Annotated in this window: 18 protein-coding genes; 14 read left to right on the top strand and 4 right to left on the bottom strand. The window is 49.4% G+C overall.

Going from position 1 to position 22699, the window contains the following annotated elements; all coding sequences use genetic code 11:
• Nucleotides 1-16: 16 nt before the first annotated feature.
• The 10 genes from AB4124_RS31235 to AB4124_RS31190 all read left to right on the top strand — a co-directional run bounded on the left by AB4124_RS31235 (nucleotide 17) and on the right by AB4124_RS31190 (nucleotide 14154).
• Nucleotides 17-1606: a UDP-glucose--hexose-1-phosphate uridylyltransferase gene (locus AB4124_RS31235; RefSeq protein WP_441975238.1), complete on the top strand. Its 1590-nt coding sequence runs from the start codon at nucleotides 17-19 to the stop codon at nucleotides 1604-1606.
• Between the two features lie 177 nt (nucleotides 1607-1783).
• Nucleotides 1784-2947: an iron-containing alcohol dehydrogenase gene (locus AB4124_RS31230; RefSeq protein ID WP_430113211.1), complete on the top strand. Its 1164-nt coding sequence runs from the start codon at nucleotides 1784-1786 to the stop codon at nucleotides 2945-2947.
• Between the two features lie 203 nt (nucleotides 2948-3150).
• On the top strand, nucleotides 3151-3684 hold the full coding sequence (locus AB4124_RS31225; protein ID WP_076320476.1) for a protease: 534 nt from the start codon (nucleotides 3151-3153) through the stop codon (nucleotides 3682-3684).
• Between the two features lie 4 nt (nucleotides 3685-3688).
• On the top strand, nucleotides 3689-5221 hold the full coding sequence (locus tag AB4124_RS31220; RefSeq protein WP_076320477.1) for a flotillin family protein: 1533 nt from the start codon (nucleotides 3689-3691) through the stop codon (nucleotides 5219-5221).
• A gap of 147 nt (nucleotides 5222-5368) precedes the next feature.
• Nucleotides 5369-6226, top strand: a complete 858-nt coding sequence (glcT, locus tag AB4124_RS31215) for a glucose PTS transporter transcription antiterminator GlcT (protein ID WP_076320478.1) — start codon at nucleotides 5369-5371, stop codon at nucleotides 6224-6226.
• A 283-nt stretch (nucleotides 6227-6509) separates the two neighbouring features.
• The gene (gene ptsG, locus AB4124_RS31210) at nucleotides 6510-8591 is read left to right on the top strand and encodes a glucose-specific PTS transporter subunit IIBC (RefSeq protein ID WP_430133365.1); all 2082 of its coding nucleotides are present in this window, start codon (nucleotides 6510-6512) and stop codon (nucleotides 8589-8591) included.
• 59 nt (nucleotides 8592-8650) lie between these two features.
• Nucleotides 8651-8926 carry an HPr family phosphocarrier protein gene (locus tag AB4124_RS31205; protein WP_009591829.1) on the top strand — a complete coding sequence of 92 codons (276 nt, stop codon included), beginning with the start codon at nucleotides 8651-8653 and terminating at the stop codon, nucleotides 8924-8926.
• On the top strand, nucleotides 8919-10640 hold the full coding sequence (gene ptsP / locus AB4124_RS31200; RefSeq protein WP_339292762.1) for a phosphoenolpyruvate--protein phosphotransferase: 1722 nt from the start codon (nucleotides 8919-8921) through the stop codon (nucleotides 10638-10640). The genes AB4124_RS31205 and ptsP overlap by 8 nt, the downstream gene beginning before the upstream one ends.
• A gap of 335 nt (nucleotides 10641-10975) precedes the next feature.
• Complete coding sequence (gene pulA, locus AB4124_RS31195) at nucleotides 10976-13330, top strand: type I pullulanase (RefSeq protein ID WP_441975265.1); 2355 nt, start codon at nucleotides 10976-10978, stop codon at nucleotides 13328-13330.
• A 194-nt stretch (nucleotides 13331-13524) separates the two neighbouring features.
• Nucleotides 13525-14154, top strand: a complete 630-nt coding sequence (locus AB4124_RS31190; protein WP_441975237.1) for a 50S ribosomal protein L25 — start codon at nucleotides 13525-13527, stop codon at nucleotides 14152-14154.
• An 83-nt stretch (nucleotides 14155-14237) separates the two neighbouring features.
• Here AB4124_RS31190 and AB4124_RS31185 read toward each other — a convergent pair whose 3' ends face one another.
• From AB4124_RS31185 to kduI, 4 genes are all read right to left on the bottom strand, one after another.
• Nucleotides 14238-15122 carry a transporter substrate-binding domain-containing protein gene (locus tag AB4124_RS31185; protein ID WP_441975236.1) on the bottom strand — a complete coding sequence of 295 codons (885 nt, stop codon included), beginning with the start codon at nucleotides 15120-15122 and terminating at the stop codon, nucleotides 14238-14240.
• Nucleotides 15123-15386: 264 nt separating this feature from the next.
• The gene (gene kduD, locus AB4124_RS31180) at nucleotides 15387-16139 is read right to left on the bottom strand and encodes a 2-dehydro-3-deoxy-D-gluconate 5-dehydrogenase KduD (RefSeq protein WP_441975235.1); all 753 of its coding nucleotides are present in this window, start codon (nucleotides 16137-16139) and stop codon (nucleotides 15387-15389) included.
• A 77-nt stretch (nucleotides 16140-16216) separates the two neighbouring features.
• Entirely contained in the window at nucleotides 16217-16966 is a 750-nt protein-coding gene (locus tag AB4124_RS31175) for a DeoR/GlpR family DNA-binding transcription regulator (protein WP_076320484.1), read from the bottom strand.
• Nucleotides 16967-17006: 40 nt separating this feature from the next.
• Entirely contained in the window at nucleotides 17007-17840 is an 834-nt protein-coding gene (gene kduI / locus AB4124_RS31170; protein WP_379416045.1) for a 5-dehydro-4-deoxy-D-glucuronate isomerase, read from the bottom strand.
• Between the two features lie 273 nt (nucleotides 17841-18113).
• Here kduI and AB4124_RS31165 point away from each other — a divergent pair, with 273 nt between their 5' ends.
• The 4 genes from AB4124_RS31165 (at nucleotide 18114) to AB4124_RS31150 (ending at nucleotide 22372) form a co-directional block, all read left to right on the top strand.
• Complete coding sequence (locus AB4124_RS31165) at nucleotides 18114-18941, top strand: glycerophosphodiester phosphodiesterase (protein ID WP_076320486.1); 828 nt, start codon at nucleotides 18114-18116, stop codon at nucleotides 18939-18941.
• Between the two features lie 191 nt (nucleotides 18942-19132).
• Nucleotides 19133-19873, top strand: a complete 741-nt coding sequence (locus tag AB4124_RS31160) for a hypothetical protein (protein WP_076320487.1) — start codon at nucleotides 19133-19135, stop codon at nucleotides 19871-19873.
• Between the two features lie 226 nt (nucleotides 19874-20099).
• Nucleotides 20100-20510, top strand: coding sequence for a BlaI/MecI/CopY family transcriptional regulator (locus tag AB4124_RS31155; RefSeq protein ID WP_076320488.1), 411 nt, complete (start codon nucleotides 20100-20102; stop codon nucleotides 20508-20510).
• Nucleotides 20510-22372 (top strand): M56 family metallopeptidase, encoded by a 1863-nt coding sequence (locus AB4124_RS31150; RefSeq protein WP_076320489.1) that lies wholly within the window; start codon nucleotides 20510-20512, stop codon nucleotides 22370-22372. The genes AB4124_RS31155 and AB4124_RS31150 overlap by 1 nt, the downstream gene beginning before the upstream one ends.
• Nucleotides 22373-22699 lie beyond the last annotated feature (327 nt).

The raw sequence follows: 22699 nt of genomic DNA, 5'->3' as shown, positions 1-22699 counted from the left end.
AAGGGGGACGATGACCATGAATGCAGCAACATCAGGAACTCCCGAATCCAAGCAGGTTCTTCATGCGATTGAAATGCTGGTGCGTTTTGCACTTCATAAAGGCCTGATTCAGGCAGCCGATGCCGATTACAGCCGCAATCTGCTGCTGGAGGATTTCGGATTCAGCGAACCGTACGGCGACGAAGTGAACGACCCGATACCGGATGGGCCTCAGACTATGCTCGACATCATGATCGATTACGGCGCGGCACATGGTATGATCCCCGAGAATACCGATACGTACCGGGATCTGCTGGACGCCAAAATCATGGGCCGGCTCATGGCAAGACCTTCGGAAGTAACTGCGCAGTTCCGGGCGGTCCAGCAGGAGCAGGGGATTATTGCGGCAACCCGGCAATTTTACAATCTGTGCATCGACTCGAACTACATTCGCATGGACCGCGTAGCCAAGAACGAATACTGGCGGCATGCCAGCGCGTATGGCGATATTGAGATTACCATCAATCTCTCCAAGCCGGAGAAGAGTCCGAAGGAAATCGCCATGGCTAAGCTGCTGCCTCCGCCGGTCTATCCGAAATGCCAGCTTTGCCGGGAGAACGTCGGTTATGCAGGCAGGGTCAATCACCCTGCGCGGCAAAACCTGCGCATTATTCCGCTGGAGCTAAACGGAGAACCATGGTTCTTCCAATACTCGCCGTATGTTTACTATAACGAGCACTGTATTGTATTCCATCACGACCATGTGCCGATGAAGCTGACTAAAGCGACGCTTGCCCGCCTCTTGAGCTTCGTCGATGCCTACCCGCATTATTTTCTCGGATCGAATGCGGATCTCCCGATTGTCGGGGGCTCGATTCTCACGCATGATCATTTTCAAGGGGGACGCCATACTTTCCCGATTCAGAAAGCACCGAAGGTGGCCGGATTTACGCATGGGGATTATCCGGCCGTATCCGTGGCCATTGTGAAGTGGCCGATGTCGGTTATCAGGCTATCCTCAAAGGAACGGGAATCGCTCCTTGAATGCGCGAACAGCATATACGAGGCATGGAAAATCTACAGTGATCCTTCAGCAGATATTGAAGCGTTCAGCCAAGTGGACGGAGAGCGGGTCCGTCATAATACGGTTACTCCGATTGCCCGCCGAAATGACGAGGGCATCTATGAGATGGACCTGGTTCTGAGGAACAATCGCACGAATGAGCAATATCCGGAAGGGATCTTCCATCCTCACCGGGAGATGTTCCACATCAAGAAGGAAAACATCGGCTTGATTGAAGTGATGGGCCTGGCGATCCTGCCGGGCCGACTCAAGGAAGAGCTCGATCTAATCGCCGATATCCTGGCGGGGAACGAGGAGCTTTACGCGGACAGCAAGGCCACCGACCATCCGCTTGCCATCCATGGAGATTGGATCGAGGAGCTGCGAGGACGGGGAGCAGCCTCGCCGGATAAGGCCGAGGCGATCGAGCTGATTCGCCGGGAGGTCGGCCACAAATTTACGACGATTTTGGAGCATGCCGGGGTGTATAAACAGACGGCAGAAGGACAACAGGCATTTCAGCGATTCCTGAGCCATATGGGATACGTCTCAGACAGCAAATAGATATTCATTGATGGATATATGATGGATTGAAGTTAACGATAACGATGATCATCATTCAAACAGCCGATCTTTCTGGAGAAATACGGCTGTTTGTTTTGCATTAGGGGAATGGTATAGAATGAAAAAGCATGCAACATAGAATATAGATGCGAACAAGATGCAATGGAGGTAATGCACATGAGACCTTTTGTTTTTCATAATCCGACTCAATTGATTTTTGGCAAGGGCCAGCTGAGCGCTTTAAGTGGTGAAGTGGCCAAATATGGCCGAAACGTATTACTCGTATATGGTGGCGGCAGCATCAAGCGCAGCGGACTGTACGATCAGGTTATCGCATTGCTCAAGGAAGCGAATGCAGCAGTGACGGAGCTTGCCGGTGTGGAACCGAACCCGCGCCTGTCGACGGTTCATAAGGGTGTGGCATTGTGCCGGGAGCATGACATTGATCTTATTCTGGCCGTTGGCGGCGGAAGCGTCCTTGACTGCTCCAAGGCCATTGCCGTTGGCGCCAAATATGACGGAGATATGTGGGATTTCGTAGAGCGCAAAGCCGTTCCGCAAGCGGGTCTTCCACTTGGAACGGTACTTACGATGGCTGCAACGGGATCGGAGATGAACGGCGGCTCCGTCATCACCAATGAAGTAACCCAAGAGAAGATGGGCTGGGGAAGTCCTCATGCGTACCCCGCATTTTCGATTCTGGACCCTGTACATACGTTCTCTCTTCCGCGGGATCAAACGGTGTACGGTATCGTAGATATCATGTCTCACGTGCTGGAGCACTACTTCCACCAAGACACCAACACGCCCGTGCAGGACGGATTCTGCGAAACGATACTTCGTACCGTTATCGATACGGCACCGAAGCTGGTTGAGGATCTGGAGAACTATGAGCACCGCGAGACGATCATGTACTGCGGAACGATGGCGCTCAACGGCATGATCAATATGGGGATGGCCGGTGACTGGGGAACCCATAACATCGAGCACGCGGTATCTGCCGTATACGATATTCCGCATGGCGGCGGACTGGCGATCCTGTTCCCGAATTGGATGAAATATAATCAAAGTGCGGATCCTCAGCGCTTCAAGTCACTTGCCGTGAACGTATTCGGAGTGGACCCGGCAGGAAAAAGCGATGAAGCCATCGGATTGGAAGGAATTAAAGCGCTTCGCAGCTTCTGGACTTCCATCGGTGCGCCAAGCACGCTGGGAGCGTACGAGATTGACGACAGCCAGATCGAGGCTATGGCCGATAAGGCGATGCGGTTTGGTCCTTTTGGCAACTTCCGCAAGCTGCAGCGTGAAGACGTCGTGGAGATTTATAAAATGTCGCTATAAGGGTTGTCCTGTCGTTACATGACAAGGAATAGGAATGGGTTCAAAGCCTGCCGGTTCATGCCGTGCAGGCTTTTTAATTGGGACGTGGAATATAGATTATGAAGAGATTTTCATACGTTTGAGGGAAATAATTGAAACTTTAGCAAACATTTTGCCGTATTACTTGTTATACACAGTAAGGAGTTCTAGAGGGGGCAATCAACATGGAAGCGTTATATTGGGGCTGCTTGATCGGAGGCGTGATATTTGCCATCGTAACCGTAGTGCTTGGTGACATACTTAGCTCGGCGCTTGACGGATTATTGGACTTTTTGTCAGTGGATTTTTTCAATCCGGTTGTGATCGCTGGAGGAATCACTGTATTTGGCGGTACCGGAATCATGCTGACGAAATACACGGAATTAGCGGCAGGTGCCCATGTAACGCTGTCTGTCTTAGCGGCTATCGTCATTTCGATTCTCGTCTACTTCGGCTACGTTAAACCGATGGCGAACAGCGAGAACTCGACGGGCTTCTCCATAAAGGAGCTCGCGGGCATGATCGGCGTTGTCACCGTACCGCTTCCTGCAGAAGGATTCGGTGAAGTGATGGTCAAGGTTGGCGCAGGCAACACGACGCACATCGCGTCTAGCTTTGATCGCCAAAGTCTCCCCGCAGGTGTCCGTGTGGTGGTTGTCGACGTTGTTGAGGGTGTCCTGAGAGTGTCCGAACTGGAAGAACGAAAAGGAGAGGATTGATTTAATGCCAGAATTCTTAGTAATTCCGTCGATTGTTGTAGGCGTCATTGTCGTGTTAGGACTTGCGTTCTGGGCCCGTTACAAAACGGTGAGCCCGGATGAAGCGATGATCGTAACCGGTTCTTTTTTGGGAAGTAGAAATTTGTCGGAGGATGAATCCGGCCGCAAAATCAAAATCGTGCGCGGCGGAGGCGCATTTATACTTCCCGTATTTCAGCGCTCCGAATTTGTATCGCTCTTATCTCATAAACTGGATGTTATGACACCTGAAGTGTACACGGAGCAAGGCGTTCCGGTTATGGCCGATGGGGTAGCCATCATAAAAGTGGGAAGCTCGATCGAAGATGTGGCAACGGCAGCCGAGCAATTCATGGGTAAGCCGATTGAAGCGCTGAAGGGCGAAGCCCAGGAAGTGCTGGAAGGTCATCTACGTGCCATTCTCGGTTCCATGACGGTAGAGGAAGTTTACCGTAACCGCGATAAATTTGCGCAGGAGGTTCAGGGTGTCGCTGCAAGAGACCTCAAGAAGATGGGATTGCAGATCGTTTCCTTTACCATTAAGGACGTTCGCGATAAGCATGGATATCTGGAAGCGCTGGGTAAACCACGGATCGCTACGGTAAAGCGGGATGCGGAGATTGCCGAAGCCGAAGCGGTGCGTGACGCGCGGATTCAGAAAGCGCGCGCGGAAGAAGAAGGACAGAAGGCCGAGGTTATACGTGATACCAACATCGCGGAAGCCGAGAAGGAACGGGAGCTGAAGGTCGCTTCCTTTAAGAAGGAGCAGGATACGGCGAAGGCCGAAGCAGACCAAGCCTATCATATCCAGGAAGCCCGTGCCAAACAAACGGCGGTTGAGGAGCAGATGAAAGTTGAGCTCGTTCGTAAGGAACGGGAAATCGATCTGCAGGAAAAAGAAATCATGATTCGTGAGAAGCAGTACGACGCGGACGTGAAGAAAAAGGCCGAAGCGGATCGCTATGCCGTTGAGCAGGCGGCCGAAGCGGATAAGGCCCGCAAGATGCGCGAAGCGGATGCCTTGCAGTATTCCATCGAAACCCAAGCTAAAGCCTCTGCGGAACAGAAGCGCCTGGATGGTCTGGCGGTTGCGGATGCTGAGCGTGCGAAAGGTACGGCTGAAGCCGAAGTCATTCGCCTGCGCGGTATTGCCGAAGCCGATGCCAAAGAGAAACTCGCCGAAGCGTTCCAGAAGTTCGGAGAAGCTGCTGTGCTAGACATCATCGTAAAAATGCTGCCTGAGCTTGCCGGCAAGATTGCTGAGCCAATCTCGTCCATCGACAAGCTGACGGTTGTTGATACAGGCAAAGGCGAGGGAGCAGCTCGCGTGAGCAATTATGTGACCGAGCTGATGTCCACGGCGCCTGAAATGCTGAAGAGTGTGTCAGGGATTGATGTGGAAGAACTGATTAAAGGATTGACCAAGAAGTCTGCCCCGGCCCAAAAGCCGGTAGCTGTGGAGCAGGAGCTTGTACCTGTACCGGTGCCTGTTGAGACAAGTGCTGCGAAGGAAGAATAGAACGAGCGGCAAGTAGGATTGGATAGCGCCCACAGGGAGCGGTACGGCACTTTGGAGTCTTTGGCAACCACATATGATTTTGCCGCGCTCAGATATTTCTGATAAGATATCCGAGTATACGCGTATGAATCAAAAAGAGGTGCAAACGTGAGCAGCTTACAAGTGGCTAAAGTGTTGAACAATAATGTAATCATAGCGAAGCATCCTCAACATGGCGAGGTTGTTGTTATTGGCAAGGGAATTGGCTTTAACCGGAAGAATAAAGACCGTATCCTGGCCTCCGCTGCCGAGAAGATGTTCATTTTGACCAAACCGGAGGAGCAGGAGCAGTATAAGCAGCTGGTGCCTCATATCGATGAGAAGCTGATTGAGGCGATGAATGACATTATTCTGAACGCTGCCAAATCCAGCGACGCTCCTCTGAATGAGCATATCCACATTGCGTTGACTGATCATATTGCATTTGCCATTAAACGCCATGCCCAAGGTCTCTATATTCATAATCCCTTTTTATACGAAACCCGAGAGATGTATCCAGAGGAGTACGAGATGGCGGAATACGCCGTCCGTACCATCAGGGAGAAACTTGGGGTCGACTTGGGCCAAGAGGAAATCGGATTCATTGCCCTTCATTTTCACGGCGCGCTCACAAACCAGCACATTTCGGAGGTTCGCAAACATTCGGAGCTGATCGCGGACCTAGTGCATACCGTTGAACAGCAGCTGGATTATACCATCCCGAGGGACTCATTGGATTATTCCCGTCTACTAACCCATCTCCGGTTTGCGTTGGAGCGGATTCGGCGGGGAGAAGCGGTAAACGAGACGAGTTCATTGGATGGTCTGCTGAAGCGTGAATATCCTGAGACGTATTCCTTGGCATGGAAACTGACAAAGATGATGGAGCAGCGACTGAAGAAGCCCGTATATCCCGCTGAAGCCGGTTATTTGACCATTCATCTGGAGCGGCTGGTCCAGCGCAAAGAGCAGGGCGAGCAAATGTGAAGATTTTATTAAGTCCCTTACCATGTGGTTGCAACGAAAAATGAACGATGTTACAATACGAACAGTTATGAAGCATAAAACTTCAAATCAAACGTGTAACTGATTCGATCAGGCATGAGTATTGCAGGAATTTGGTTGTTATTACCCATTTTTGGGTAATCTAATCCATGAGATTAGCCATCCATTTTCCCGTGGTTACTCATGCCTTTTTTTTGATTTGCTTGTTTTATGATGTTCTACATTCAGCTTTGTGATCACAACTAGATAGAGGGTGAGAATTTTCATGTTTAAGCGGCTTTTTGGCGTCCTGCAAAGGGTCGGTAAAGCTCTGATGCTGCCCGTGGCCATATTGCCGGCGGCCGGACTATTACTCGGCCTTGGAAATATGCTGGTCAACCCTGATTTCCTGCAGTATGCACCGTGGCTCAATGCGGCTTGGGTTCAAGCAGCTGCCACTGTCATGATGAATGCGGGACAAATTGTGTTCACGAATTTATCCTTGCTGTTTGCAGTGGGGGTTGCCGTCGGCTTGGCCGGAGGTGAAGGTGTGGCCGGGCTTGCTGCGATCATCGGTTACCTTGTCATGAACGTTACCATGGGCAGCGTTATAGGTGTGACGCCATCGATGATTGGCACGAATTACGAATATGCCAGCGTGCTTGGCATTCCGACCCTGGCAACCGGGGTATTCGGCGGAATTATTGTAGGTATATTAGCGGCAAGCATGTACCGAAGATTTTTCAAAATAGAGCTTCCGTCCTATCTGGGCTTTTTTGCAGGAAAACGCTTTGTTCCGATTATGACGGCTGCAACGTCCGTTTTGCTTGGTCTGTTAATGGTCTTTATATGGCCACCGATCCAGTCTGCGCTTAACACTGCATCCCATTTTATGCTGGAGCAAAACCTGACGCTGTCCGCTTTTGTGTTCGGCGTTGTGGAACGCGGATTGATTCCGTTCGGTCTGCACCACATTTTCTATTCTCCATTCTGGTTTGAGTTCGGGGAATATTTGAATCAGGCAGGTCAAATGGTGCGCGGTGATCAAAATATATTCATGGCTCAGCTTCGGGATGGTGTCGAGTTTACAGCAGGCACCTTCATGACGGGTAAATATCCGTTTATGATGTTTGGTCTTCCTGCTGCTGCGCTTGCTATCTATCATGAAGCGAGACCGGAGAACAAAAAGTTCGTTGCTGGTATTATGGGGTCGGCAGCACTGACCTCCTTCTTGACCGGGATCACGGAACCGCTAGAGTTCTCCTTCCTGTTCGTCGCACCGATCTTGTTCGTCGTGCATGCGTTGTTCGCAGGTCTATCCTTCATGACCATGCATATTCTGGGTACCAAGATTGGCATGACCTTCTCGGGCGGCCTGATCGATTACATGATTTTCGGTGTCATTCCGAATCGGACGCCATGGTGGAATGTTCTCATTGTTGGTGCTATCATGGCAGTAATCTATTATTTCGGATTCCGGTTTGTCATTCGGAAATTCAATCTGAAGACGCCGGGCCGGGAGGAAGCTTCTGCATCGGAGTCGGAATCAGGCTCCCAGGGAGCAAGTGGTGACAGCAAAAATGAACTGCCGCTTAACATTCTGACTGCGCTTGGCGGCCAACCTAACATTGCGCATCTGGATGCCTGCATTACCCGTCTTCGGGTAGAGGTGAAAGATAAGGGTCGTGTCGATAAGACAAGGCTGAAACAGTTGGGTGCGTCAGGTGTGCTGGAGGTGGGGAATAATATCCAGGCGATATTCGGAACGCGTTCCGATACGATTAAATCGCAAATCCAGGACATTATGTCGGGTATAACACCGACTACCGCACCTGCAGCAGCGGATGTGGAAACGATGCCGACTGCTAAAGAAGAGTTGCAGGCGGGTCAGAACGGAGAAACGCTTGTCATGGAGGAGATCGCATCTCCAGTCGATGGAGAGCTTATGGATATTTCTCATGTACCTGATCCTGTGTTTGCAGAACGAATGACGGGGGATGGATTTGCGGTATTGCCTCATAACGGAACGATCGCTTCTCCTGTTAACGGAACCGTGTTTAACGTATTCCCCAGCAAGCATGCGGTCGGCATTATGTCCGATGGCGGCAAGGAAGTGCTTGTCCATATCGGCGTCAATACCGTTAAGCTGAAGGGGCAAGGGTTTGAAGTGCTTGTTCAGGAGGGGGATCTGGTATCTACAGGCCAACCGATCATGCAAGTGGATCTGGATTATGTGAAGGCGAATGCCAAATCGATTATCTCTCCTGTGATCTTCTCGAATTTGCCGGAAGGAGCTTCTGTGAAGCTGAACAAGACCGGTGAAGTAAAAAGCGGTGAACAAGGGATCATCACCATATTGAAACCTTAATTTCACGGTTATCTCAAGGATTCCAAAAAATTTAAATATACGAAAGTAGGATGATGAACATGCAACAAACATTCAGAATTATTGACGAAGATGGAATTCACGCACGTCCAGCAACAGCATTGGTAAATACGGCGAACAAATTCCAGGATACCAATTCATTTGCTGAAGCTAACGGCAAAAAAGTAACGTTGAAATCGATCCTGGGCGTTCTGTCCCTCGGATTGGAGCAAGGTGATACATTGACACTGATCACGGAAGGCGGCAATGAGAGCGAAGCGCTGACTGCACTGCAAGAAGTGATGGTGAACGAAGGGTTAGGCGAGCTTCATGAATAATTTGAAAGGAATCGCGGCTTCCGCAGGCATCGCGATTGCACGTGCATTTACGCTGGAGCATCCCGATTACTCTGTTACGGAAAAGCAAGTGGCAGACACAGATGCCGAGCTTTCGAAGCTGGATGCGGCGCTGGCTCAGTCCCAGGCTGAGCTGGAAGCGATCAAAGCCCGCACGCTTCAGGAACTCGGGGAGAAGAAGGCTGAGATTTTCGAATCTCACCTTCTCATCCTGAATGATCCGGAATTGATTGAACCGGTCAAAGCGAAAATCGCTTCCGATTCGGTTAACGCGGAATACGCCTTAAATGAAACGGCAACCCAATTCATTCAAATGTTCGAGAACATGAAGAGTGCCTACTTGCAGGAGCGGGCAGCGGATATGCGCGACGTAACCAAACGTATTCTTAAGCATCTGCTCGGCCTGAATTATGTCAGTCCATCCGAAATCAGCGAAGAAGTGATCGTGGTTGCAGAGGACTTGACCCCGTCGGATACAGCGCAGTTGAACCGCAACTACGTTAAAGGATTTACGACGAATATTGGCGGGCGTACCTCGCATTCTGCCATCATGGCCCGTTCGCTTGAAATTCCGGCTGTCGTCGGAACGAAAAACGTGCTCTCTTCGGTCCAAAACGGGGATTTGATCATCGTTGACGGACTGGAAGGGGATGTCATCATTAATCCTACTGAAGCTATTGTAGCCCAATACCGTGCGAAGCAGGATGCCTACGCCAAACAGGTCGAGGAATGGAAGAAACTCCGCTCCGAACCGACGGTATCCAAGGACGGGATCCATGTGGAACTGGCCGCCAATATCGGGACACCAAACGATGTAACTGGCGTGTTGGAGAATGGCGGGGAAGCGGTAGGATTGTATCGTACGGAATTCTTGTACATGGGCAGAGATAAACTTCCTTCCGAAGAGATCCAGTATGTCGCTTATAAATCGGTACTGGAGAAAATGGAAGGCAAGCCGGTTGTTGTCCGCACGCTTGATATCGGCGGGGACAAAGAGCTGCCTTATCTGGATCTTCCTAAGGAAATGAATCCGTTCCTGGGATTCCGGGCCATTAGGCTGTGCCTGGACCGTCAGGATATTTTCAGAACACAGCTTCGGGCACTGCTCCGCGCAAGCGTCCATGGCAATCTGCGAATCATGTTTCCCATGATCGCGACACTCGGTGAATTCCGCGAAGCCAAAGCGCTTTTGGAGGAAGAGAAATCCAAGCTTGTAAGCGAAGGCATTCCGGTATCCGAGGAGATCCAACTCGGGATCATGGTGGAGATTCCATCCACTGCGGTGCTTGCGGATCAGTTTGCGAAAGAGGTTGATTTCTTCAGTATCGGAACGAATGATCTTATCCAGTATACGATGGCCGCTGACCGCATGAATGAACGGGTTTCTTATTTGTATCAACCCTATAATCCGGCGATTTTGCGACTGGTTAAAATGGTTATCGATGCCGCTCATCGCGAAGGCCGCTGGGTTGGTATGTGCGGTGAAATGGCCGGTGACGCCACGGCGATTCCGATTCTCCTCGGTTTGGGGCTGGATGAGTTTAGCATGAGCGCTACATCCATTCTTCCGGCGCGCAGCCAGATCGGGAAGCTGTCCCGCAGTGATATGCAGGCACTCGCTGCCAAAGCAATTGAAATGGGTACCGCAGAGGAAGTAGTGGCTCTGGTGGAATCCATAGAAGTTGCAGGCGAGTAAGGGGAGGAAGCCCCGAACGGTCTTAGGAATTGATGAAGCACTTCGTTTGTTTTGAGGACTCTACTAATCTTTTTCCACGAAAACCATACATTGACAACATCTGTCCATTTGGGCAGATGTTTTTTTGTCAAAAGAAAGACACCCGGCATATTTGCTAGTATAATAGCCTAAATATATAGTTAATTGACATCAAACCCAAACCAAATCAGGGCTTTTGGCATATCATGGTATATGAAAGCGTTCTACATTCATGTGCTAGAGGTCTGTCTTATGATTCAGGCGCCCATACTAGGAAGTAAATCTACTTATAAGTGACGGTGATGATGACTATGGACATGATCAAGAGCTGCACTAGTGTTAAGCTGGGGGCAACCTACCGAAGAGAGGGAACGGCCTTTCAGGTATGGGCTCCGGAAGCGGTTCATGTGAGACTGGCTTTGTATGAAAGTCCGGGAGAGTATAACGAGCAAGGTCTCGTAACGGATCACGAGGGCGGTATTTTATATTCAATGGAACATAGTGGCGACGGTATATGGTCGACTGTCGTAAACAGGGATCTTCATGGAACGTATTATATGTATCAAATCGAGTCAGTGGACGGTGACGTGTGTTATGCCGTTGACCCCTATGCAACAGCGGTGTCCGCCAACGGCTGCCGCGGGGCGGTTGTTGATCTGGCGAAGAGCAATCCGCCGGGGTGGGAGCAGGATGTTAGACCCGAGCTGTTGAAGCCTACGGATGCGGTGCTCTATGAGCTTCATGTACGCGACTTCTCGATTCATACCGATTCGGGAATGAAATATAGAGGGAAATATAAGGCATTCACGGAGGGTGGCCTGCGGGATTCCGAAGGGAATACCATTGGCCTGGATCATCTTGAAGAATTGGGTGTAACCCATGTGCATCTGCTGCCGGTATTTGATTTTCGAACGGTCAATGAGCTGGACGGTTATGAAACCGGCTGCTTGAACCGCGAGTATAACTGGGGGTATGATCCGCAAAATTACAACGTTCCTGAAGGGTCATATGCGACAGACCCTATGGATCCAATTGTGCGCATCCGGGAGCTGAAGGAGATGATTCTGGCTCTGCATGCGAGGGGAATCCGTGTCATCATGGACGTGGTTTACAACCATACGTATACGGTGGATGACGGTCCGTTTGAACGATTAGCGCCGGGGTATTTCTATCGCAAGGATGGATATGGAAATTTATCGAACGGTTCAGGCGTAGGCAATGAGCTGGCTACGGAGAAGCCGATGGTACGCAAATACATCAAGGATTCCTTAAGGTACTGGGCCGAGGAGTATCACATCGATGGATTTCGGTTTGATTTGATGGCTTTGATCGATACAACAACGATGAAAGAGCTTGTAAGTGAGCTTCGGCGTGAGGTGGATTACTCTCTTCTGTTTTATGGTGAACCCTGGACAGGAGGCTTAAGCCCGTTAACGGAACAGACCGTCAAAGGAAGCCAGAGGGGTCAAGGCTTTGCTGTATTCAATGATCATTTCCGGCATGCCATTAAGGGTGACAATGACGGTCGCGGCCCTGGGTTTGCTACGGGCGAACCATGGTACGAGGGTGCGGTCGTTGAAGGGATGATGGGCTCGATCCATGATTTTGCGCTGCATCCGGATGAGACGGTCAATTACGTCACCGTGCACGATAATTTGAATCTGTGGGACAAAATTTTGGTGGCACACGGGATGGAAGAGCAGGCAGGGCTGCTCCATCTGATGGACGGGAAGCTGGTTAACGGCGGCGATGTATGGCAGGCAACTGCTGCATCTAAGCCTTATGTCGATATTCCTGATGAAGATGTGATGTCGGCAGTGCCTGTGCGCCGCAGCTTGCTGGCTAACGGCATTGTACTGCTCTCTCAGGGGATTCCGCTGCTGCATGCCGGCGATGAGCTGCTTCGCACGAAATTTGGCGATCATAACAGCTACCGCAGCGGGGATGCCGTTAATGCCATCCGCTGGTCGAACAAGAAACGATTCAGACCTGTGTTTGACTACTACAAAGGCCTTATTGCCCTGCGCAAAGCCCATCCAGCATTTCGGATGGCAGCAAGAGAAGAGATTGAGGAACATATGGAAGTGCTGCGCAGCAGCGATCGGATTATTGCCTACCGGTTAACGCATCATGCCGCACAAGATAGCTGGGGACAGATCGTTGTGATCGTGAACGGGAATGAGCATGAAATGACGGTTGATCTGCCGCCTACGCCTTACCGCTGGAACATCGTGGTGAATGATCGCCAGGCAGGTACGGATACGATCGAGACGTTGGACCAAGGATCTATAGCCGTCCCAGGGCTGTCGCTGATGGTGTTGTACGAGGATCAGGCCCAGAAGAAGCAAGGGCTGACTACCGTTGAGATCGAATATGAGAGACGTGATCAAGCTTATGATGGCTGGAACGTATGGGTGTGGGGAACGGGCGTGCAGGATGGCAGCGTGCCATTCTCAAAGGCGGACAGCGGCAAAGCTCGAGCGGTCTTCTACGCAGCTTCCGGAACCAAGCGGGTCGGCTGTATCGTCAGGTTGAATGATTGGGAGGATCGGGAAGGCGAGAACGACTGGTTTATCGATATTCCGCCGGATGAAGCAAAGGTACGGATTTCGCTGCGAAGTCACAAAGACGAAGGCTCTGGGGGTCAAGAGCAGCAGGATATGGCGAGTTGAGGATTGTATCGTAAAAAAATAAGGAGCCCTCCTTTTGTACTGAAAGGGGGGCTCCCATTATTTATATTTCAAAAGGGGTACAATTCATTACCCATTGAATTGAAATTTAAAACATCTGCATCTCATGATTAGTTAGCAGGGAAATAGGGTAATAATGAGATAGACTTTGTTTTCGATAAAGGAGGATGTCACTCATGTCAAAAGGAAACACAGTTCAACTCCAGGCAGATGTTCGTAACGAATTTACACGGGCTTCTCGCCGAGTGCTTCGCGAGAATGGCGGAATCCCCGGCGTCGTATACGGCGGGGGCGAGGAAAGCATCCCAGTTGCTGTTAATTTCAAGGATACGGCCAAGCTGTTTCACACCGGACGTTCAGAGGTATTCCAGCTTGATATTCCAGGCTCTGGTAAAATTCCGGTTTTGATTAAGGACATTCAAAAGAGACGCGGCACTGTATCCCATGTGGACTTTCTGCGGATCTCCATGAATAAGCCGGTTCGTGTCAGCATTCCGGTGGATTATCATGGTACTGCTGTCGGAACGAAATCTGGCGGTATTCTGCAAACCCAGGTGACCGAAATCGAAGTAGAGGGCTTGCCAGGCGAACTGCCTTCTACCCTTGAAGCAGACGTATCCGCTCTGGAGATAGGCGACAAGCTTACGGTTGCAGATATTAAAGTACCGGAGGGTATTACATTACATGCTTCGGATGAGGAGATTCTCGCAACCGTCATCGTGCCTCGTGCCGTTGAGGCTGCAGAGACAGAGGATGAAGCGGACGCTAAGGAAGCGAATGCGGGAGAGACAGCCGAAGAATCATAATATGCACATGTAAAAAGGCGTTTGCTTTGCTGAATCCAGCAAAGCAAACGCCTTTTTGTCGGGAATTTTGAATGTGGAAAATTCTATTTAACCTTTCGATCATGGATGCCTTTATAACTCACCGGAGCGTCTCCAAAGTATTTGTTCCAAATGGTCAAATACGTTCCGTCCTGCTGCATGGTGGCCAGTGCGTTATCAACGGCAGCGACGAGATCCGGATTCCCTTTTACAAAGGCGGCAGAAATCTCGAACACCTGATTGGCGGATTCAGCGGTAGCAACCGGCAGATCAGGGAACTGCTGCTTCAGGTTGGTCACGGATAACTGGTCCGAAATGACGGCATCCAGCTCTCCATTTGCGAGCTTGTGGGCTGCGTCTGATATATACTTGATCGGGACGATGTCCGCTCCATGCTTCTTAGCCATATCCTTATAGATTCCGGTGGGGTTCAGGCCGACACGCTTACCCTTGATATTCGAGAAGGTACGGATCTGATCTTCGCCAGAGGAACGCACAAGCAGAACCGGAGTAGAGGATAGATAAGCGACGGAAAAATCATAAAGGGCCCGCCGGTCCGGCCGGTCTTCAATCTGGTTGAAGACGGCATCGTATTTGCCTTCCGTCAGCCCTGGCAGCAAATTCTCCCATTCGGTTTCAACGAATTCTGCTTTTAGCTCCATATGACGGGCAACCTCTTCAGCGATTTCCACATCGAAACCCGTAAGTCTTCCGCCCGTTCCATGGTAGCTGAAGGGAGGATAATCCCGTTCCGTTGCAATTCGCAGGGTTCCGCGTTCCACGGCATTCCGAAGCAGGAAGCCGGTGTTCACCCGGTAAGGGTTTACGCCCATATTGGGGGTTGGCACCCGGTCATTGCTGTTAGGGGTGCAGCCGGTAAGGACTATTGAACCGATCAGTGTGAATATACAGGCAAGACTGATCCAACGTATCGATTTTGTTCCGCGCATGACTCCAAAAACCATCCTTTCTTTATTCACGGTCCTTCGAGGCCCATTTCGTAAAGTTAGGATGTCCCAAAGGATGGTTCGTATATTCGTGAAATGTCGGTACCCGGCAAGAACTTAGGGTCTCTAATCAGATGAAAGAGGAAAATGGACGAAAAAGAGGCTGTGCTTCCTCTGCCTGCAGCAGCAGTGGAAAAGCACAGCCTCTTATCGCTAGATTGGGATGAAACTTAGGTTGACATGCTTTTGATACAGCGCTTATGACCCTTAACGGGCCATCCATCCGCCATCAACACAAAGTACATGTCCGTTCATATAATCCGAAGCGGCGGAAGCGAGGAATACGGCAGGTCCGCCAATATCCTCGGGTTTACCCCAGCGTCCGGCAGGAATACGATCCGTGATGGAAGTGCGTCGTTCCTCATCCTGACGGATAGCTGCCGTATTATCGGTTTCGATATAACCGGGAGCAATTCCGTTCACCTGGATGCCACTGGCTGCCCATTCATTAGCCAATGCTTTCGTAAGACCGGCAACACCATGCTTGCTTGCCGTATATCCGGGCACGTTGATTCCGCCTTGGTAGGACAGCATCGAGCAGATATTAATGATTTTGCCGCTGCCGCGTTCAATCATATGTCTTCCGGCCAGTTGGGACAGTAAGAATACAGTATTCAGATTCAAATCAATCACGTCAAGCCAATCCTGTGTAGCATGATCCTTGGCCGGTGTCCGGCGGATAATGCCGGCATTGTTCACGAGAATGTCCACGTGCCCTGTTAGCTCCAGCGCTTGGTCAAAAGTCTGCTGGAGTTTGCTCTGGTCGCTTAGATCGACCTGAATTTCGGAAGCTTTTCTGCCGAGTGAAGTGATGGCATCTATCGTTTCGGCGCTTGTATTCATGGACACGGCAACGATATCCGCGCCGGCTTCGGCTAGAGCTATCGCGATGCTTTGTCCCAATCCTCTGGCGGAACCTGTGACGATTGCAGTTTTGCCTGATAAATCAAACCTGTTCATGCTCCGTAAATCCCCTCTCACTTGCTCTCTATTAGAATCGTATGAAGCTAACCCGGTCGTTAAGTTTTATGCAGCGGTTACAGCATAGTAACGCCGGCACCGTCATATTGATTGACCGTCTCGGGTGACAGTCCCGCATCGGTAATGATGCCGCTGATCTCCTGCAGGGATGAAAAAGTCCTTAATGCCGTTTGCCCGAATTTATGATGGTCAACAACGGCATAAACCTCCAGCGAGGTTTCGATTAATGCCCGTTTGAAAGGGATCAAGTCCCCGGTATATATGGACAATCCATGATCAAGATGGACGCCCGTCGCGGATATGAAGGCCTTTTGAATGTTTAGCTGCGTTACATACGATACGCCTTCGGGGCCTGCAAGCATATTCCGGACCCGGTAGCCCCCCGGTACGACCAAACGGATATGATTCTTCGTTGCCAGTTCGCTGATGATATAGACATCGTTCGTAATGACCGTTAGGGGCACGTCTTCCAGCCTGCGGGCGATCTCCAGCGTGGTGCTGCCTCCGTCCAGGGCAATGATGTCGTCGGTGTTGATATGCTTCAGTGCTTTCAGCGCGATTTCGGTTTTTTCATTCGGGTGCTTGGCAAGTGGTTCTTTGGACGGCAGGATGCCGAATTGATCGCTGTGCGCAAGCACAGCCCCGCCATGCACACGAACGATTAGACCTTGTTCCTCGAGCTTGGTCAGATCCTCGCGAATCGTTTTTCCGGTCACCTGAAGCTGCTGGCTTAGATCGGCGACAGTCACTTCTTTATGGGTTAGAAGGTACTCCATTATTTTTTCATAGCGTCGTAACGGGTTCATATGAATCTCAACTCTTCCGTGGGTTAATGGATAATCCCCTCTATTTTAAATCTTTTATGGACACCGGGTCCATATCATCATAACGTTTATTATCTCCGGCCATACCCCAGATGAAGGTATAGTTGCTTGTGCCTACGCCGCTGTGAATCGACCAGCTTGGCGAAATCACGGCCTGTTCATTGCGCATAACGATGTGCCGCGTTTCATTAGGTTCCCCCATCAGATGGATGACCACCGCTTCTTCCGGTAAATCAAAATAGAGATAAGCCTCCATGCGTCTTGGATGGGTATGGGCAGGCATCGTGTTCCACATGTTTCCTTCTTTCAGCAGGGTCATACCCATAACAAGTTGGGCGCTCTCAATGCCTTTTTGATGGATGAAACGATAGATCACACGATCATTGGAATTTTTGATATCGCCCAAAGCGCTGGAATCAGCTTCCTCCAAAGTGGCTTTAGCTGTCGGGAATGTTTGGTGCGCCGGCGCAGAGTTCAAATAGAATTTGGCTGGGTTGGATGGATCCGTGCTTTTAAAAATAACCTCTTTCGTACCCATGCCAACGTACAAGCATTCTTTGTTGTTCAATTCATGCTCTGCACCGTCAACCAGCACGGTACCATGTCCGCCAATATTGATAATGCCAAGCTCACGGCGTTCCAGGAAAGAGGAAACACCCAATTCTTTAAGGTCCGTTTCCAGTTTGACCTGCTCTCGAACGGGAGCGGCGCCACCGATAATCATACGATCTTCGTGCGTCAGGACAAGCTCCAGCTTGTCAGGCGTAAACAGGACTGGGATATGGAATTCCTTGCGGAGTCTTTCTGTGTCAAATTGTTTCACTTCGTTCGGGTGTGAGGCATAACGTCTTTCCATGTTCATTCATCTCCTCAAGATTGTATTTTAATGAAATTTATAATGTTCATGTATGTACAAATTACTCCATTTACGTTCATATTACAAGAGCTAAATATAAAATGAACAAAAATCATACCTGGTGAACATTGAGCTGAGTTCATTCATATCTGACTGAACTTGGAGCAGAAAGGGAAGAATTAGCATCAGATGGGATGGGCAGGCTGTCCTGAAATGATCCTTCACGAGGTAGCCATGAAGTGAACAAGGTACGACTAGGAGATTGATAGCCCAATGAAAAGAATGATTTTTATCTTAGCAGTTGTGCTTGCAATGACCGGTTCTCAAAATATCGCTGACGTAGATCGAGACCAGTCCTGGGTTAATATCGCCCATCGGGGGGCGTCGGGATATGCCCCGGAAAATACGATGGCTTCTTTTGTTAAAGCGTTTGATATGGGAGCGGATATGCTGGAACTGGATGTCCAATTGAGTAAGGATGGGCAGGTCGTCGTGATTCATGATTCCACGGTTGAGCGAACCACGGATGGACAAGGAGAGGTAGGTAATTTAACCTTCGAGGAGATGCGTAGGCTGGATGCAGGTTCATGGTACGATTCGGCGTTTAAAGGAGAAGTCATTCCTGCATTGGCGGAGGTACTTGAGCATTTCACAGGACGTATCGGGTTGTTGATCGAATTGAAATCCCCCTCCCGGTATCCGGGTATCGAGCAAAAGGTCGCAGACGATTTGAATAGGTATATCTTCGGCGCTGATGGTGGTGAGCGGTACAAGGACCTGATCATCGTGCAGTCTGCAGATACGGACTCGCTGCTTCGGTTCCACAAGATAATGCCCGATATCCCGCTGGGCGTTATTATCACCAGTTCGGGCGACTTATCCAAGCAGCGGTTGGAGGATATGAAAGCCTATGCGGAATATGTGAATATATCGTTGAGACTGGTCTCTAAGGGGCTGGTTCAAAAGATCCATCAATCCGGGATGAAAACGATGGTCTGGACCATTCGGGACATGCTGCAATTTCCTTACGTGCTTCAAGCGAATGTGGATGGGATTATTACGGATTATCCGGATCGGGTACCGATATCCTATATGAAATGATCATAATGAAGGGGTGTCACTTGGGTTTGCATTTTAACCTGCAGGGGCAGCTCTTCTTTTTTTGTATTCAACGAAAACAAAAAAATCTGCACAAACCGTGTTGACATTATTGAACTACAGTTGTAGTATTGATTTGTAACTACAGTTGTAGTTTATAAAAACAAAAAATCATAGGAGAGGAGCATTACCAAATGAAGGCAGCAACGAAAGTAGCGATCGCGACACTAAGCAGCATTTTATTAATGGGTTCTTCCGTAAGTCTCGCGGCAAAGGCGCAGTCCAACGAGAAAGCCCAAGAAGCCACTGTTAAAAAAACAGACGAAGCAGCCAAGCCTATATCAGCAGAGGAAAAAAAGTTTATCGAAGCTGAGATCCAGAGAGTGAAGGAGTTGGCCCAAGAATCGGGTGATATGTATGTCCTGTATCATAAGTACCCAAAATTAAATAGCGGATTTGATATTAGCTATTGGGGAGGGATTCATGAATTCACTACTTACGAGGACTACTTGAAAAAAGCTTCAACCCTGAAGGGATCCATTCTGCAGCAGCCTGCCAACCTGCCAAAGGGATATAAGTTTTTATCAGCGGTCATTGAAGGTCCGATCGAAGGAAAGTTCGTTGATGAAGTAAGGGCCGAAGGTAAGAAGAGCGGAAAGCCCATCTATGTGAAAAAGATCGATTGGAAAGAGGCGGCAACCATCCGTCTTAAATATGCGAGCGGAAAAGACACGCTGGGCTTTTCCAAGGATACGGTAGATTCGAAGGGAAGCAAGAAAAAAGGTTTCTTTGACGATAAGCTGCCGAAGAATGTCTTTCCAAAATACGTTTTTTGGAATGATGGCGGCAAATTCGAATACAGCATTTCAACCTCCTCTTTGGATATGTCCAGGAAACAGAAGATCGAAATGCTAAAAGCAGCCGTGAAAAAATAACATTTTGCGCCAGCTATATTTTTTCTCGGACAGGCGCTCCAAAATACGATGACATGGGTTCTTTTGCAGATCATCATGCCCACAGGCGGTGCGAATCATTTTTTCGTGTAACAAAAACGAGAAATTACGCTCTGCCAAACAAGTTGACATTACTAAACTACAAATGTAGCATGTGTATTATAACTACATATGTAGTCTGAGTAAATTGACTTTGGAGGTTTCATGCATGAATCAAATACCACCGATTACGGATGCAGAGCTGGAAATTATGCGCGTATTGTGGACAAATCCGGACTGCCCTTCCAGCGAGGTCGTAAAACAAATGACGGATCAAATGGGGTGGAGCCCCAATACGACCCGGACGCTCCTCAGTCGTCTGGTGCAGAAGGAAGCAGCGGGTGCGAAACTGGAAAAGGGTTCAAAGCGCACCCAACTATTTTATCCGATCATCAGCGAGCAGGAGTATCTGCAGTCCGAAACCAAATCCTTCATGAAAAAGCTTTATGGGGGATCTTTAAAGCCGATGCTGGCCAACTTTCTGCAGGATAAAAAACTGAATGCGCAAGAAATCGAGGATCTAAAGGCATTGTTTGACGATAACCGCAGCGACGGGGAAACAGAAAAGAGAGAGCCCTGATGAGTCCTACATTGCATGAAAATTTATTGTCTTTTTTTGGCTGGGTGATTCGCGGATCGTTCATGGCCTCCATCCTGATCGTACTTGTGCTGATTCTACAGTTTCTATTAAGAAACAAAATTGAGGCCAGATGGAAATATTGGCTTTGGCTACCTGTAGCCATACGTTTGCTGCTCCCTTGGGCTCCGGAATCCTCGCTTAGCCTATACAATGTTTTGTCTTTGGAGGCCATAGCACCCGGTATTCATCAACAAACTCAAGTTTCATCGGGTGGGAAGGAAGCGGGGAGAATAAGCGAGGCGACGGTTCATGTTGAGCGCTCTATAAACCCGGGAGCAAGCGGAACCTCGGAAGTACCTGCTCCATCCCTTGAATCGGGACTCGTGCAGGAGAGCGGCTTTTGGTGGAATGGGTTCAACCAAATAGGCTTCACCAATACGCTGATTGCGGTTTGGTTTGCGGGCGTGCTGCTTCTTGCCGCGAAAACGATATACGACCAGCTTCGATTGAAACAAGCCCTGCGCGCGGGCCGAAAGATAGATACGCCTTTTCTATCGGCAGTGTTTCACGAGACGAAACAGCAATTAGGCGTGAAGCAAAAAGTGCAATTTCTGTCCAGCGAGCGAATTCCTGGACCTGCCGTGGTCGGTTTTAGCAAGCCGGCGATCGCCATTTCGCCCAGTCTGCTCATCACGCTGAAAAAAGATCAACTTCAATATATTCTGGCGCATGAGTTCGCGCATATTCAGCGGCGGGATGTCGCCGTGAACTGGTTGATGCATACCATCCTGATCATCCATTGGTTTAATCCGTTATTATGGCTAGCCGTACGTAAAGCAAGACAGGATCAGGAGATGGCTTGCGATGCATGCGCCTTGAATCGGATGAGCCCGCAGCAAAACAATGCATACGGACAAACGATCATCCACGTGTTGGAGCATTTTTCAGGAAACCAACGCCAGCCGGGGCTTGCCGGCCTGTCCGCCACACATAAACAAATGAAAAGGAGACTTACGATGATTAAACATTTTCACAAAAAATCATACCGTCTATCCATTCTGGCGATGGGGATGATTATCGCGCTTGGCAGCGTGACATTGGTTAATGCTAAGGAAAGCGATGCAGGGAGCGTAACACCAAAGGCTTCCGTGCAATCGGAACAGGATTTAAAAGCTGCTGATATGATCTATCCCGAGGGAGATATAGACCGCGAGCTCTACAAGAACGAACTGGAAAAGGCGCAGAAAAAAGCAGAAGTTGCAGCCAAGGCTCTAACTCCAGAGGAAAAGAAGTATATCGAAGCTGAGACCAATAGAGTGAAGAAGCTAAGTAATGAGACAGGCGATATGTACGTTCTGTATCATAAATATAAGGATCTTAACAGCGGATTCGACCTAAGTTATTGGGGAGGGATAGAAACATTTACCGCTTACGAGGACTACTTGAAAAGAGCTTCCACATTGGAAGGTTCCATCCTGAAGCAGCCCGCCAACTTGCCGGAGGGATATAAGTTTTCCAAAGCGAGAATTGAAGGTCCAACTGAAGGCAAGTTCCTTGATGAAGTAAGGGCCGAAGGCAAGAAGAGCGGAAAACCCATCTATGCGAAAAAGATAGATTGGGAAGAGGCGGCAACTATCCGTCTTGAGTATACGAACGGGAAAGACACACTGGCCATTTCAAAGTATACGTTGGACTCAGAGGGAAGTAAGAAGAAAGGCTTCTTTGAGGATGACTTCCCGGCGCATATCTATCCAAAATACGTGTTTTGGCATGAAGGCGGCTTCGAATACAGCATTTCAGCCACATGGGATATGTCCAAAGAACAGAAGATCGAAATGCTGAAAGCAGCGGTGCAGAAATAATATTTTGGGCAAGTCATTAAGCATCACAACCAATCCGGGAAATCCGGTGGCGAAAAAAACCTGATCTATTGGCTGAAATTGCGGTCAAGAAATAGAGTGCACTTTTCAATTTTGCAGTTCGTAGATCCTGATTCGAAGGCCCAATATACGATTAAATAAAAAAAGCCTGGTTTTCCAGGCTCAGATTGTCGAGAAACCCTGTGCTTTTTTCAAAGTACAGGGTTTCTCCCTTTTTAAGTGGTCACTTCAACAGGGAAAATGGGGGATTACCCCCTGTTTTCCAGGCGATCCAGGTGGATCGCTATCTTCTTCATGTTTTGTACGGTT

This window comes from Paenibacillus sp. 2KB_20 (genome assembly GCF_052115765.1).
Taxonomy (GTDB): domain Bacteria; phylum Bacillota; class Bacilli; order Paenibacillales; family Paenibacillaceae; genus Paenibacillus_AQ.
This window is presented reverse-complemented; position numbering and strand designations above follow the sequence as displayed.